Annotated in this window: 9 protein-coding genes and 1 pseudogene; 4 read left to right on the top strand and 6 right to left on the bottom strand. The window is 36.9% G+C overall.

The genetic code is table 11. The annotated features are described in order from the left end of the window. Positions 1-97: 97 nt before the first annotated feature. Entirely contained in the window at positions 98-2332 is a 2235-nt protein-coding gene (locus Bccel_RS25110; RefSeq protein ID WP_036943545.1) for a glycoside hydrolase family 9 protein, read from the bottom strand. A gap of 370 nt (positions 2333-2702) precedes the next feature. Here Bccel_RS25110 and Bccel_RS25105 point away from each other — a divergent pair. The 3 genes and pseudogenes from Bccel_RS25105 (at position 2703) to Bccel_RS25095 (ending at position 6455) form a co-directional block, all read left to right on the top strand. Beyond that, positions 2703-3384, top strand: a pseudogene (locus Bccel_RS25105) (response regulator). After that, entirely contained in the window at positions 3384-4775 is a 1392-nt protein-coding gene (locus Bccel_RS25100) for a sensor histidine kinase (RefSeq protein WP_036943543.1), read from the top strand. Before Bccel_RS25105 ends, Bccel_RS25100 begins: the two are co-directional and overlap by 1 nt. A gap of 114 nt (positions 4776-4889) precedes the next feature. Then, positions 4890-6455, top strand: coding sequence for a vWA domain-containing protein (locus Bccel_RS25095; RefSeq protein WP_050753838.1), 1566 nt, complete (start codon positions 4890-4892; stop codon positions 6453-6455). A gap of 55 nt (positions 6456-6510) precedes the next feature. On the opposite strand, the gene Bccel_RS25090 is transcribed toward Bccel_RS25095, so the two are convergent. Next, positions 6511-7005, bottom strand: a complete 495-nt coding sequence (locus tag Bccel_RS25090; protein WP_036943541.1) for a metallophosphoesterase family protein — start codon at positions 7003-7005, stop codon at positions 6511-6513. 188 nt (positions 7006-7193) lie between these two features. On the opposite strand from Bccel_RS25090, the gene Bccel_RS25085 reads away from it, so the two are divergent. After that, the gene (locus Bccel_RS25085; RefSeq protein WP_036943539.1) at positions 7194-8015 is read left to right on the top strand and encodes an MBL fold metallo-hydrolase; all 822 of its coding nucleotides are present in this window, start codon (positions 7194-7196) and stop codon (positions 8013-8015) included. A 232-nt stretch (positions 8016-8247) separates the two neighbouring features. Here Bccel_RS25085 and Bccel_RS25080 read toward each other — a convergent pair whose 3' ends face one another. From Bccel_RS25080 to Bccel_RS29255, 4 genes are all read right to left on the bottom strand, one after another. Further along, on the bottom strand, positions 8248-10125 hold the full coding sequence (locus Bccel_RS25080) for an APC family permease (RefSeq protein WP_036943537.1): 1878 nt from the start codon (positions 10123-10125) through the stop codon (positions 8248-8250). 290 nt (positions 10126-10415) lie between these two features. Beyond that, on the bottom strand, positions 10416-11510 hold the full coding sequence (locus tag Bccel_RS25075; protein ID WP_036943535.1) for a radical SAM protein: 1095 nt from the start codon (positions 11508-11510) through the stop codon (positions 10416-10418). Between the two features lie 97 nt (positions 11511-11607). Beyond that, entirely contained in the window at positions 11608-13557 is a 1950-nt protein-coding gene (locus Bccel_RS25070; protein WP_050753837.1) for a stalk domain-containing protein, read from the bottom strand. 98 nt (positions 13558-13655) lie between these two features. Beyond that, positions 13656-15284, bottom strand: a complete 1629-nt coding sequence (locus Bccel_RS29255; RefSeq protein WP_081927030.1) for a pectinesterase family protein — start codon at positions 15282-15284, stop codon at positions 13656-13658. Positions 15285-15512: the final 228 nt, after the last annotated feature.

Raw genomic sequence — 15512 nt, 5'->3', positions numbered from 1 at the left:
ATAAATAAAAAACTCAGGGACTTACCATTAGAAGCTTTAGCCGCTATGAGTAAGTCCCCAGAATAATAAATAGCTACATATTACTAAACAATTATATTTAGTAAGAGTAATTAAACCTAACAGCAATCTTCATAATATCGCTGAAATTTATTACATTATCCTTGTTGATATCATAATTTTCGTTGTACTTACTGTCCCCTAGGGCTGAATTAAAGCATTTGGCCAAAAGAATTACATCTGCCATATTTACAGCTCTGTCTCCGTTAACATCTTCAACTATGGTGGTGGCCGTTGGCTCTGTTGGAGTAGGTGTACTGGAAGCAGGTCCCTTTGTAGGTGTTGCAGAAGGCTTTATTCCTCCCGGTTCTTCACCCCAAAGAAGCTTTCCGTCATCGTACACCGGTATGTAAGGAGTCATTCCTTTAAATGATACAGCATCATAATCCGGTGGGCCGCTTAATGTCTGATATGACCAGTCATTTTTGTTTGAGCCGATATTCATATCCTTGTATTTAATTGTTACAGTTGCATCTTTTTCACACATTTCCCATTCAGTAGGCATTATCTTTGTTCCGGTAAAATCAACTGTAAAATAGTATATGTTGTCCTTGTATTTTTCAAGACCCTTAAGCTTTGCCCCCTGGTGTTCCCCTAGGGTTATTTGGACATCATCCAGTCCTTTTCCTGCTTCAAATAATTCTGAAAGATCCATGTAGTAACGAACAGAAAGCTTATCCTTAATTGTTGGCGGCCATGCTGAACGGTTGTTAAGCTGGAACATTATATTCATTGAACCGAAACCTTCATAAATTATCCAACCTCTGCAGAAGTATTCAGTCAAATTATCCTCTTTAGCTCTGAAATCTTCAGGCTTGGGCCAGTTTTCCAGGGTATCACCGCCATACATATCATACATTTTTGCAAGTGCTCCTACAAAACCTGCGTTGTAATCGATCGCTACCTCATTTAACCTGTAGTCGGTAATATCATCTTTCCAGCTGTCATCTGAATTAGGGCCTCCAACTAATGCACCATAAAGTATATGACGATGGAACCCTGGTACATCAAGCATACTTGCCCAGGAACCATGGGCAGTCCTATGATGTGGATGGACAGGTGCATTTTCACCAAACCCTACTTCATAACTTCCTCCTCGTGGATTATCTCCTAAAGCATAGTTAATCTGGCTTTCTGCAAACTTACGGTATGTCTCTTTTTTGGAAGCTGTTCCAACGGTTTTATCGTCAGACCATACAAATGCTAAAAATGCTGCTGTAGTAGCATAACGCAATGAACCCCATGGTGAAAGCCAAGCCAACCCGCCTGGTGAATAAGTAAGACCTCCGCCTGGCATCCAATAGTCCAGATTTTTCTCAACCATGGCAGCATAGCCCTCATCGTGAGAAGCCTGTGCTATCTTCATTGCTGCACCGTAACTGACATCATCCCAGCAATGGGTATGTCCGCCGCCTAATGAAGTGGTTGGAAGACATGCCTTTGCCTTTTCAAGATAAGAAGCATCTCCGGTTTTTATATGCAGCCATATAGCTCCCCAAGCAAGATCATCCAAATATCCTCCTGATGGATACAACACATTAAGGGGATTTTTGCCTCTATATTTATCACCAAATGCAAAAATTTCTTTTGCGTGCTTTAAACATTCTGCTGCATACTCAGGATCAGTCTCTTCGAATATAAGTGATGCAATAGCCAAAGCACCTGCAGTTATACCTGCTATATCAGACCCTGGTGTTGAAGGATTGAGCACGAATGAAGTTCTCTTGGTCATAACATCAAGCATCTCGTGGGGAACCCAACAACCATGGTCGGAATCGTTATATCCGCACATATAGTATAATTCATCCGGCTTTGGATGTGCTTTTAATAGAAAATCAGTACCCCATTTTATTTCATCCAAAATAACATCTAATTGGCCTGACTTTTCAAATGCCTTGCGGTATTCATATACATTCCATCCTAATTGTGCTGCAGCATAGGATATGGTATGAGTGAATTTAATGCCATCACCGGCATCTGCCCAACCTCCTGTAAGATCAAGCCCTACATCCTGACCATCCGTCATTGCCGCATCTGTACGGTACGGTAAAATGTAATCATCGGGTAAATCGCCAAGACGGTTGGCTTTATAAAAAAGCAGTGCTTTTTGCATAGCTTCTCCATAATTGTAAAACGCCCCCCCTGTACGTGGCGAAGAAGCTGCATGACTTTTGGGGGTAAAAACCGTTGAAGGCAGCAACAAAGTAGTCACGAGTATTGAGATAATGACTCGGGAAAGCCCTTTTCCAGACACCTTCCATTTTTGTCTTTTCATGATAACATAATCCTCCTTTAAAATTTATAATATCTATATAAAAATTAAATTCAACTTTTTGAAATGCCCCGTTGACCAGTTATTATTTGTTATTACCTTAATTATATAATGATATTAATATTATGTACAGGTAAAAACATGCAATATTCAGCATATAATAAGGTTTCCTGCAGGATAAAATCGTTTGCTGCTTTGCCATCGTTGATTGTTGGTACTGTTGTAAATTAACAGCACCATGCCAAATGGTTTAAGTTTTTGAGGACATGGACGATATTCAAAATGACAGAAAGCAAAATGGATGTTAATATAATTAATAGGGCAAATGAATAATGTATTTTTTGAAATGCACTTATACAGGGGGGAGAAGTTGATGAAGAAAATACTCATTATTGAAGACGAAAGCTCTGTGAGGGATCTAATTCAGTTAATACTTAAGAGAGAAAGTTTCGAAGTGATTACTGCAACAGATGGCAAGAGCGGTTTATCCGCTGTAAAAGCCAATAAGCCGGATCTTATAATATTAGACCTGATGCTGCCCGATATGAGCGGATATGACATATGTAAAGAAATATTCAATAGCTGCAATATTCCTATTATAATGCTTACTGCAAAAAACGAGATGATTGATAAAGTCCTGGGGTTTGAAAGCGGTGCTGATGATTATATTACCAAACCCTTTGAATCAATTGAGCTTATTGCAAGGGTAAAGGCAATACTGAGAAGACGCAGCAACGATAATTCCTCCGAAACCATAGTTTGTGGGAATCTAAAAATCGATTTGACGAATATGGTTATAAGCAAAGGTGAAGAGGATATAAAAGTCACCCAAAAAGAATTTCAGCTTTTAGAGCTCTTGTCCAGGAATCCCAAAAAAGTCTTCAGCCGTGAAGACTTGCTGCAAAAGATCTGGGGATATGATTATTTGGGTGATTCACGGGTGGTAGACACCTGTATTACAAGGCTTAGAAAAAAAAATCGAAGACGACAGTGCAAATCCAAGATACATAATAACCATATTTGGGCTAGGATATCGTTTCGGAGGTAAGGATTGATGAAATTTCGCACCCGCCTTATTGTATTTTATCTGGCTGCTGCCATAGTTTCCATGGTCATCATTGGAGCAGCTGCATGGGGAAGCCTTGAACTCTATAAGAAAAAAACAGTTGAAAGCCAATTAACCGATCAAAGCAATTTGATTTTTGCCTATATTAGACAGGTTTTTCTTTTTCAGAAAGCGTCTCAAACAGAAATAAATCCTGACAGTGCAAAGATAATTGCAGGTAACTTAAGCTCAGGAATCGGACAGGTTGAGCTTTATGGCAAAAGCCTTCAATTGCTGTGTAATCCAGTAGAAATCGAAGAGGAATCCAGCTACAAACCGGATGAATACAAAAAGGTTATTTTAAAGCCGGCACTAAAGGGTGATAAGGTTTTCCTTACTAAAAACAGGGTAGTTTATTACTCTGTCCCCATTATCAATAACGGAAAAACGGCAGGTGTGCTTGTAATAATATATAGGCTCAACCTTATTAATGAGTACTTAAAAAATGTGTTAAGCATACTTTTTACTGGAGCAATTGCTTTTTGCATCCTTATTGTGATAATAAGCATCTATATTTCTAAAAAGATGGTTAAGCCAATAAATCAGCTGGTTGAGACCACTGAACGCTATGCAAAAAGAGATTTTACAGTATTGGAATTAAATAGAAATGACGAACTGGGAAAGCTCAGCAAAAGCATTAATTCCATGGGTTCACAGCTATACGAATATATCGGAAGGCAAAAGCAGTTTATATCAAACATATCACACGAAATCCGTACACCCCTTACTGCAATAAAGGGTTACTCCGAGTTTTTGTACGACGAAATTGCGGGTGATCCCGATACCGAAGCCGCACTAACCCATTTGAAAAGCGAGGCAGGAAGGTTGGAAAAGTTGGTAAGCGAGCTTCTCGAACTGGCCAGGCACGATTCGTTTCAGGGGTCATTTGTATTTGTAAAGACCAACTTTTCCAATTTACTTAAGGATACCATTGAAAAAATGGAAAACAAGGCTGCAGCCAACAAGCTTACAATAGATCCAAGAATCTCTCCTGATGTATTTATAAATGCAGATCCTGAAAAGATGGTACAGGTAGTTGTTAATATTCTGGATAATGCCATTAAATACTCTCATCGAGGCGGTATAATTGATGCAGAAATGTTTACCGAAAACAATAATGCTGTATTTATAGTAAAGGACTTTGGTATAGGTATTCCGAAGGAGGACATGAAAAACATCTTTGAACGTTTTTACAGGGCTTCCAACGCAAACGGAATTACAGGAACTGGGCTTGGCCTTGCCATTTCCAATATTATTATTGAAAAGCACAAGGGAGAAATACGCATAGAAAGCAATGAGAATAAAGGCACCTCAGTTAAAATAGTTCTTCCTCTTATGTGAAATTTTTTCAAATGTCACAAAATTGACACAACATAGACATAAAAAAGAAAAAGGTCTTATCTATAATAAAAGCATAGAAAAACTTTATACTCATAAAACAGGGAGGCTTTAATTATGAAAAAGACAATTAGAAAAATAGTATTGTTAATGGCGGCAATAACACTAGTAGCAAATATGTCAGGATGTGGTGGCAGCAGTTCTGAAGCACCGGATGGTGTATGGGATTCATCCAATCGTTCCACACAAAATGATTATTCTAATATCGGAAACTTTGGAAATACTGGAAACAGTGTAAACGGAGAAAGCAAATTTTCCGGTACATATTACGAAGACTATGGGGTCAACCCTGATACTAGTGTAACTGAAGACTCTCAATCTACATTTGCTTTAGATGTGGATACTGCGTCCTACACCAAGGTAAGAAATTATATTGAGCGAGGAGTATTACCACCTAAAGAATCAGTGAGAGTTGAAGAATTCATAAACTATTTTAAAAGGCATTACACTCCTCCGACAAATGATACATTTTCTATTTATACTGAAGTTGCACCTTCTCTCTCTAAAAAAGGCTACCATGTTATGGAGGTCGGCGTGCAGGGTAAGGAAGTAAGCCTTGGCGAAAAGAAAGATTCGGTTCTGACCTTTGTTATAGATGTTTCAGGTTCAATGAACATGGACAACAGATTAGGGCTTGTGAAACAAAGTCTGGATATACTCGTTGATCAACTGGGTGAAAACGACAGCATCGGAATTGTAGTATACGGAACAGATGGAAGAACACTCTTAGAGCATACTTCTGCCGCTAATAAGAGATTGATCAAGGAAAAGATTGATGAATTGGAACCTGAAGGATCTACAAATGCATCGGAAGGATTGCGTCTGGGATATAAGATGGCAGATAAAAATTTCAGAGATAATGCCAATAACAGGATCATTCTATGCACTGACGGTGTTGCAAATCAAGGGCTCACGGACGCAGAGGATATTTTAAAGACTATAGAAGACTACAGTGCAAAGGGTGTAACACTCTCTTCAATCGGGTTCGGTATGGATAACTATAATGATATTTTCCTGGAAAAATTAGCAGATAAGGGTGATGGCAATTACTCCTATATTGATACCCTGGATGAAGCAAAGAAGATTTTTACCAATGAACTTACATCAGTTTTACAGGTTATAGCTAAAGATGCAAAAGCTCAGGTTGAATTTGATAAAAACAGCGTTGAAACCTACAGACTAATCGGTTATGAAAACAGAAGCATAAAAGATAAGGATTTTGAAAAGGACAGCATTGATGCAGGTGAAATTGGTGCTGGTCATGCAGTAACAGCCTTATACGAACTAAAGCTCAAAGAGGATGTCAGGGATGATTTAGCAGTCGTAAAATTACGCTATAAAGACCCCCAAACTTATAAGGTTGATGAAGTAAGCAAAACAGTGAAAGCATCGGAGGTTAAAAAGGACTTCTATTCATCCACTCCAAGATTCAGATTTATCAATATGGTTTCACAATTTGCAGAGAATTTGAGGAGCAGTGAATATTCAAGCGTAAGCATAAAGCAAATCTATGATTTCCTAAAAAATGATGAATCAAAACTGGTTGCAAGCGATGAAGATAAGGAATTTATAGAGCTGGTCAGAAAAGCGTCCAATATTGGATCAAACAAGCAAAGGGAATAAAATTTTACAGAGTTAACAAATTTCTTAATAGATCTCTCCATAGGCGAGAGATCTATTATTTTGTCTGTAAATACTCAATACTCGCATGAATCTCATTATCCAAAACTATAATACCCACAGAAGGATATTTTTGCCTTTTCTTTGCCGTGGGAGATCCCGGATTAAAATACAATGTATTATTTATCATTTGATTATAGGGAATGTGGCTGTGGCCAAATATTATGCAATCAAGGGCCTCATCCTTAAAAAACTCAGGCATTCTTGAAAGGGTGGTTCCCTTTTCGCCATGTCCGTGCAAAACTCCAATTCTAAATCCCTTTAATGTCAGTATCCTGTTTTCCGGAAGTGAACTCTTCAATTCTTCGGAATCTCTATTTCCGTGCACAGCTATAACAGGTGCAATAGACTCAAGCTCCTTAATTGCAGCTTCTTCTACAATATCGCCGGCATGTATTATCAATTCTGCACCTGAAAATATTTTAAATACCTCTTTGGGTACTGCTTTTGATGCCCTTGGAATGTGCGTATCGGATATAACACCAATCTTCATAGTTATCACCTTGAGTCATTAAAATACCATTGTTAAACTCGATATTACTAATATGTCCTATTGTATAGCTTTTTAATAATGAATAAAAGACATTATAATCTCCAATATTAAAAGTATACAATATTTCAATTAAAGAAACGAAGCTGTAAAGTTTGCTGTTCAGTTTCTTTAGGTTATGGAGATTTTAAATGATAAATGAATTGCTAAATGGATTATCCAAATTGACATCATCGTCACAAGAAGTAGCAACGGACACCCTGCTCATTCAGTTTACAATAGTAACCGCCTCAATTGTCGGTAAACCAGGTGAATGGGTCCTTGTAGATACAGGACTGGAAAATTCAGCAGACTATATTCTTAAATGCACTGACAAACGTTTTGGTGAAAGCAGCCGTCCAAAAGCAATTATTCTAACCCACGGTCATTTTGACCATGTTGGTTCGGTAAATTATCTGGCTGAACTTTGGGATGTTCCTGTTTATTCCCATGAGCTCGAGCTTCCTTATATTACAGGCAAAAAGGATTATCCTGAAGGTGATCCTTCGGTGGATGAAGGCCTCGTTGCCAAAATGTCACCATCATTTCCAAACAGGAGCATAAACCTTGGACATCGTGCCGTAGCATTGCCATCTGATGGAAGCATACCGGGCATGCCAGGCTGGAAATGGATTCATACCCCCGGTCACACTGAGGGACATATATCATTGTACCGGGAAAGTGATAAGACCGTGATTGTGGGAGATGCCTTCACAACAACCAAACAGGAATCCTTCACCTCTGTGTTGACCCAACATGAGCAGATTAAGGGGCCTCCTGCATACCTTACAACAGATTGGGTCTCAGCTAAAAAATCCATTGATTATATAAAAGGCTTGAATCCTCGGTTAGCCATATTGAGTCATGGACATCCAATTAAAGGTGATGAACTTGCACGTCATCTGGATATGCTTGTAAATCACTTTAATGACATAGCCGTTCCTGATCAGGGCCGTTTTGTGGATAAAGATTAATTGCTTTGCATCTGGTTTATTTTATATGTTACGAAAAAGATTTTACACTAGCAAATGCAGTTGAATCGTCTGCATTTGCATTATAAAAATGAATTTTTCATAACATATGAATCAAGGAAAATGTTTTGCAATAAATAAAAATGTAAAATGATTATTGCAAAACATATATCAAAGGCTGGGAAAATCCCCAGCCTTTACTATATTCTATCATAATTTAAATTCAATTATTTTATTATCTGTCTTTATACTTTGGTTGTGTTAGAACATAATTGTCATCCTTAAGCTGTAGAGGCATTACAGATATAACAATATGCTTGTGCTTAAGAAGCTCTCTTTCAAGGAATAACCTTGTCTGGTTGTGGAGCACATTATGCCACCATGATTTAACAGAAAACTGAGGTAATATTACTGTGATCATATCGCCCTTATGATAGTCGTACTCGGTAGATTCTATAAACCGTAAGAGAGGCTCAACAACCTTTCTGAAAGGCGAATACTTTATGATCAAAGGTATTTCCGTATTAAGCATGCTGTACCTTTCTCTCAGCTTATCAGCACTTTCTTCATCGATTTGTACGCTAAAAGCTACCACATCATCCGAAATGGTTTTCGCATACCTCAATGCCCTTACACTTGTCTTGTTTATGCTTTCTATAGGCACAATAACACGATTTTTATAAACGTCAGTTTCTATGCCGATATCAGGCAGTTCCTCAGGCTTTATTCTAAGCTGTTTTGAAACTGCAATATAGTGTTTTTTAACTTTATTCATAAGGAATATGAGAATTGGTATAACTATAACAACAATCCATGTTCCCTGAGTAAACTTTGTTATTGCTATGACAACAACTATTGTAAGGGTAACAAAAGCTCCAAATCCGTTTATTATAGCTTTAATCAACCAGTTTTGACTTTTACCGCGTACCCATTTTAAAAACATACCGCTCTGCGATAGGGTAAATGATATAAATACTCCAATAGCATAAAGGCCTATCAACGAAGTAACATTTGCATTGAATACTGCAATTAGTAAGGCCGCTATCGCTGAAAGAACCACTATACCGTTTGAATAACTAAGACGGTCACCTCTCATGCTAAGCTGCCTTGGCACATATCCCTCTTTTGCCATAACAGAAATAAGGTTTGGAAACCCAAAGTATGCTGTATTAGCCGCAAGAACGAGGATTACAAATGATAAAGCAGTAATAATGTAATAGAATATGGTGTTTTGTCCAAAAACCATTCCGGCGATTTGTACAAGCATGGCACCGTTTTCAGGATCTGTGGGATAGTAGTTGGCTATAATTGAAGTTCCACCAAATACTATCAATACTAATGTTGAAAGAAGCACCAGTACGGTTTTGGCATTTTTAGCAGACGGCTCTTTAAAATTGGGAACTGCATTGCTAACCGCTTCAACCCCTGTGAGGGCTGCACAACCGTTTGTAAATGCTTTCAATATCAAAAATAAGGAAAGAGGTTGTAAAGTATCTTTTACTACATGCAAAGGTTCAGGTTGGTAGCCATTCATTATCTTATAGACACCAACACCCAGCATAATTAGTATTGATAGTATAAAGAAATAGGTGGGAAGGCTGAACATAGCCGCAGACTCCTTTATACCCCTCAAATTTCCTATTGTCATAAGCAAAATAATAAGTAAACATAAATAAACCCGATAGTCTTTTAATACTTCGAAAGCCGAAACAACCTGGTCAACACCTGAAGCTATACTAACAGCCACAGTAAGTATATATCCTATACTAAGAGCAGACCCGGCTACAACACCTGCAATTTCGCCAATGTTCTCTTTAGCAACAATAAAAGCACCACCGCCGTTTGGATAGCTGTCGATTGTCTGACGGTAAGACAGCGTCAGTATAGCCAGCAGAGCGATAATTCCTGCAGATATAAATGTTAATTGCTTAAAAGCCAGCATACCTACTGCTGGAAATAAAACAAACAAAATTTCCTGACCAGCATATGCAACTGATGATATAGCATCACTAGAGAGAATGGGCAGGCCCCACAATATACCAAACTTTTCACCATGCAAGGCTTCATTCTTAAGCGGTCGGCCTATCAATACTCTTTTTAAATCTTTAAACATAAATAGTTCTCCTCGAAGTATAAGTCAAAATAAAAACAACTACACGAGTAAAACCTTACTTGCGTAGTTTAGCAAAACTAAACATTATTAGATTATTATATATCTAAATTACTAAAAAAGTTATTTCCAATTTGTTTGAATTACGGCTATTTTTGTTGAAAATTGTTTATTTTGCTTTAATATATCTATGTATCGTACAACAGATAGTATTTTCATAGAATTTCTATACATTTCTCTCAATCGAACAATAAATATAACCCTTTTTAAGTAGTTATTATTTAACACTCTAGTCATCCCTTACCAAGCAACTCTTTTACAGCCATTTCCTTTTGAAACAGAATACATCCTCCATCATGCTCCCCAAGCAGCATCCCTGTTTCATCAAGCTTTCTGAACAAAGGTGATTTTAAAGCTTCTCTCAATGAGCAGTCTTTTAAGTTGGTGTCTGAAAAAGGTGAGAATGGACACGGTTCTACTGACCCATCTGTATTAATATGAAAAAAGCCTCTTCCTGCTGCAAGACACCCTCCCGAGTATTTTTCGTCGCCAGGAAAGGATAGAAATATCACATCTTCATACATCTCTCTAAGATCTTGCTGCCTATCTTCCAGCATTTCACGTTCTATATCAGTCGGGGCCAGGTGATTTGTATCTTCCGTAACCGGAACATACTCTATGAAAATCAATCCCCTGCAGCCTTTTTTATAAAGTATGTCAAAGAAATCTTTACTGGTAACAGTCTCAACATTCTCAGTTGTCACAGTTACAGAAGCACCATATATTATGCCTTTTCTCTTAAGTGTATCCATAACATTCATTAAAGCATTATATGTTCCATTACCCCTTCTTTCATCTGTCTGCTCTTGTTTCCCCTCTATACTAAGTATAGGTATGAGATTTCTGTTTTTATCGAACAGCCTCAAATACTCTTCCCCAAACATCGTTCCATTAGTAAATACAGGAAACATTATTTTTCTATACTCTGCTGCTTTTTCAATCACATCTTTTCTCATTAAAGGCTCTCCGCCTGCAAGAAGTACAAACGCAATCCCCAATTCCTCAGCTTCCTTGAATATTCTCCCCCAAATTTCATTGGAAAGCTGTTCTTTTTTAAGTCCTTCTCCGCAGGTTTTATTCGCCCTTGCATAACAACCTTTGCAAAACAGGTTGCAATTACTTGTTATGCTTGAAATCAAAAATGCCGGAATGTTTTCACCATTTCTATTAAATGTTTCCCTCTTTTTTTTAGCTTCCTTGCTGGATAAGGCATATTTCAATATAAAAGCCGTTTCCTTCGGGTTCTTGAAGGAAGCCTTTATTACACCCTTTATAACATTCTCAACCCCACTGCTCATGTATTCAGATAAATTAAAATCCTTTTTCATTATGCCCTCCATAAATATAATTCATTTATATAATATACGTTGGCAAATTTTAAATGTCTTGGAATTTTATATTAATTTATAATTCAGGGAGCTTGCTTTATTTTGATACACTGGAAATCTTCCAACCTCTTCCTTGTGTTTTAACAAAATTAAATGTGGTAGTTATATTTTCAGTGTTGTACAAATTAAATCCTTTTGCTGTAGTCAAATTATAGCTTGTTTGAGCGGTTGCCTTAATATCTGAATTTATATTTATTTGAACCTTTATATCATTACACATCAATACACCATTTAACGCTTTATCAATAACTCTATAACTATCATCAACATCAGTTAATTCATCAATATTAAACAATGAGTTAATTCCTTTATAATCCTTTTTGTTTAAGTAGGAAAAGAATTGATCAACGATGTGCTTTATCTGCTGCTCTGCCGACCCTATATAAATAATTTTAGTCTTTTGGTCCCAACTTACTTCTTTTTTTGTTGTTTCACTAATAAAACGCAGCGGTATATAAGTACTCCCATTTATAATCTTCGGAGCTACGGAAAGCTCTTTCTTAGAACCGTTTACATTACATGATTTTGAACCGGCTTGCATAGTCATTGTCAATTCATCATTTGATGCTGAAATTGTTTTGGTCTTCGCATCCCAGTTAATTGTAATTCCTAATTTTTCAAATACAGGTCTAAATGGTACTAGAGTTGTTCCGCTATCTATAAATGGTTTGTTACTGAAATTTACTTCTTCATCGTCAATAAGTACACGAATTGATTTGGTACCTATGCATATAGCCCCGATTTCATCTGTAATCCAGACAACATCGCCATTATTGGCTACTATTATCTGTGATGATGACATCATTGATTTATGTCTTAGAAACATATACCGCTCATTTCCGTCCTTGTCAAGTGAGTATAAATTCCCGCCATAATCCGAAAAGTACACATTTCCATCCATATCTGCAGCAATATCACAAGCATAACCGTTAAAGCCCGATGGTACAGTATATACCCATTTTACTTTGTTATTATTGTCATAGGATACTATGCCTTTATTATAGTTCTTATCTTTTCTATCAGTCAGGAAATTATTATAATAATATCCACCAGCCCAACTGGTTTTAGATGGGAAATCTTTGATATTCAATTTTTTAATCTCTGCATCAGTTAACACATGGCCATTTTTTGTATCAGCTATATTATACTTACCGTCTCTATTATATATATACCCAAGCTCATTTGAGTATATTTCTAGTCCAAAATAGCTGTTATTAATAGACCAGTTAACTTTTCCGCTGGAATTTAATGAGTACACCTTATCATTTGTAACAATTATAATATTTTCTGAACTCATAGCTCTAATACTCTGAACATTTGAATATTTAATAGAGAAAGTATCCTCCATTTTAAGAATATCAGTATTTTTCCAATTCAAATTTCCTTTTTTATCATATGAAAATATTCCATCCTCAGTAGGAATAATTAAATTTCCTTTTTCATCACCTGCAAGGCAATACCCTCCATAATAGGAAATAGGGTTTTTAATAGTATACGAACACACTTCATTTCCTTTCTGATTAAATGCATATACTTCTGCCTTACTCTGAGCATCAGTATCGATAATACTATCCTGTGAAACCGCATAAATAGTCCCGTCAGGACATAATGTCAAATTGCTGTATGATTTGATCTTCCGCCCCCATAATCTTTCACCGTTAGGATCAATGGCATATAAAACACCGTCTAAACTTATTAAATAAATGGTACCGTTCGGGCCTTTAATTGCATTAGACGGTAAATCAATATCATACCTCCACTTAATATCAAATTGACCTGGGTTTACAAACTTTGGCAGTTTATTAGCTTCTTGTCCGTATACATCATATGTAATAAAATCTATAGGTGTAGTTTTATTATAATTAAGTCTCTTTCCATGATAAGGATAAGACTGCTGTGCATATATGCCAGCATAATTTAAAACAAGCAGATTTAGTATAATTAAAACACAAAAAAGCACCTTTGCAGATTTCCCTGTTTTCCCCATCAACATAGCCTCTCTTTTTAAAAATATTATTCTTTTGCTTCTTTTGCTAATAATTATACCATTCTTAGGGAGTTATTAATAGTTTTCGTCCACCACTCTTATATTGAAGAATTAAATTTTGCCGCTATGACAATAACATCTGACATATTAATCGCTCCATCTTTGTTAAGGTCATTTGCTTCAGCATATTTGCCATCTCCTCTGACTGCATTAAAGGTTGATGCCAGAATAATTAAATCAGCCATATTTATTATCCTGTCCCCATTTAAATCGACACTTACATAATTGGATGGGGTTGGAGTATTCTTTATTTCCGATACTTCCATATAGTCAATATTTGGGCCGCCTTCTGCAGTAAGTGAAGCAGCTCTTATTGTGTTTATGCCTTTAGTAAGATAAATATCCGTACTGTTTACATTCCACGTTGTCCACGAACCTGTTGGATAAAAATTCATACTGCCAACTGCTGCAGCACCATTAACCTTAATTTCCATAGGTCTGTTGTTTGTGGTACCGTTTGCATACCTGAAATTTAGTCTCACTATGGTACTAGACGGAATATTCACCGACCATTCGATATATCCGCCCGCCACACCGTCATAATTGATGTAGCCCGTACCTGTATAGCCTGCATTCTTCGTCTCATATACCGCTTGATTATAAGAAGCATTTTCAGCCTGGTAAATGGAATATCCCGATTCGGGAGTAGGCTTTAGCGTTACTGTTGGTGTAGATGTTGGTTTCACACTTGCAACAGGGTTCCAGTTATCAGTCCCTTTTAAAAGGTTTTCTGGGGTAAATTCCAGAGCATTAGCATCAGTCAGCTGCCTCCTGGAGGAATTAACCAATGCTCCCGGACCTGTATTCTTATACTCAAAAAACCTGGCATTCTCAGGTAAATTACCGCTCATGGTAGTCCAGCCATTCTTATTGATATGGGCTCCCAAATAGCATGTTTTGTAAACAACATATGCATTTGGCCGCCAGGGTCTTCCCAAATATGTAGAATTTGCCGGTGCTTCACTTGTTAATTTGCAGTTTAGAAACAGGTATCCATAATTGGAAATATCAGTACTTGCTGCTGTAACATAACCACCTCTGACTGTTGAAACGATTTCACAATTGTCAAATACCGCTGTTGCTCCGCCAAATATAAAATCAGTGTCCCCAACAATCTTACAATCAATATAGTATTGCCTTCCCCCATTTGCATACAAAGTATCCTGATTACCGGTAAAAACACAATTTCTGATTATATTTCTGTCACCTTGTATATAGGCGGCCACAGCCTGCTTGCCGGCTGTGTTTGTATTTTCATCAAATGAATTATCTATTAAAATATTTTCAAGAATAGAATTTTTCCCATAAAGATAGAATGATGCAGAGCCAGATGTACCATATGTAGTCCCATCTGCTTTCAGCTTTCCGGCATAATTCCCATAAGTAATTTTTGTCCCGGTGTTGCTTTCACCAATAAGATATATGTTATCTTTTCTTATTGTAACAACCTCTTGGTAAGTTCCTTTCTTCACATATATTATTACCTGTTTGGTATTGTTTGCTGGCACTGAATCTATAGCAGCCTGAACTGTGGTGAATTTTCCTGTTCCATCCTTGGCAACTATGATATCAGGGCTTGCAGCATCAGATACATTTATATTGTTAAACGGTAATATGATTGTAATGCAAAACATGATACATAATAGTGCCGAAAATTTTTTCATCATAGTATCCCTCCAAATCAAATTATTTAAGGAATTGCATCACTTGTTAATAAAAATCACTTTCCATTTTGCAACAATCCTTAATATAAAACAATGCGTAGAATCAATTTATTTTAGGGCATGCAAATATATGTTTCATTCAAGATAGGCTTTTAATATAAAAATTTATCCATTTATTTGACACATTCACAATTATATGATATTCTGAAATTTGTGTGCCAAAAAATGTGT

The organism is Pseudobacteroides cellulosolvens ATCC 35603 = DSM 2933, from assembly GCF_001262605.1.
In the GTDB taxonomy this organism is placed as follows: Bacteria; Bacillota; Clostridia; order Acetivibrionales; family DSM-2933; genus Pseudobacteroides; species Pseudobacteroides cellulosolvens.
This window is presented reverse-complemented; position numbering and strand designations above follow the sequence as displayed.

Bases quoted from the DNA above. Each gene is read 5' to 3' on its own strand.
- Bccel_RS25080 (WP_036943537.1), bottom strand. From the start codon at position 10,125: ATGTTTAAAGATTTAAAAAGAGTATTGATAGGCCGACCGCTTAAGAAT.
- Bccel_RS25070 (WP_050753837.1), bottom strand. From the start codon at position 13,557: ATGGGGAAAACAGGGAAATCTGCAAAGGTGCTTTTTTGTGTTTTAATT.
- Bccel_RS25100 (WP_036943543.1), top strand. From the start codon at position 3,384: ATGAAATTTCGCACCCGCCTTATTGTATTTTATCTGGCTGCTGCCATA.
- Bccel_RS25095 (WP_050753838.1), top strand. From the start codon at position 4,890: ATGAAAAAGACAATTAGAAAAATAGTATTGTTAATGGCGGCAATAACA.
- Bccel_RS25110 (WP_036943545.1), bottom strand. From the start codon at position 2,332: ATGAAAAGACAAAAATGGAAGGTGTCTGGAAAAGGGCTTTCCCGAGTC.
- Bccel_RS25085 (WP_036943539.1), top strand. From the start codon at position 7,194: ATGATAAATGAATTGCTAAATGGATTATCCAAATTGACATCATCGTCA.
- Bccel_RS25075 (WP_036943535.1), bottom strand. From the start codon at position 11,510: ATGAAAAAGGATTTTAATTTATCTGAATACATGAGCAGTGGGGTTGAG.
- Bccel_RS29255 (WP_081927030.1), bottom strand. From the start codon at position 15,284: ATGATGAAAAAATTTTCGGCACTATTATGTATCATGTTTTGCATTACA.
- Bccel_RS25090 (WP_036943541.1), bottom strand. From the start codon at position 7,005: ATGAAGATTGGTGTTATATCCGATACGCACATTCCAAGGGCATCAAAA.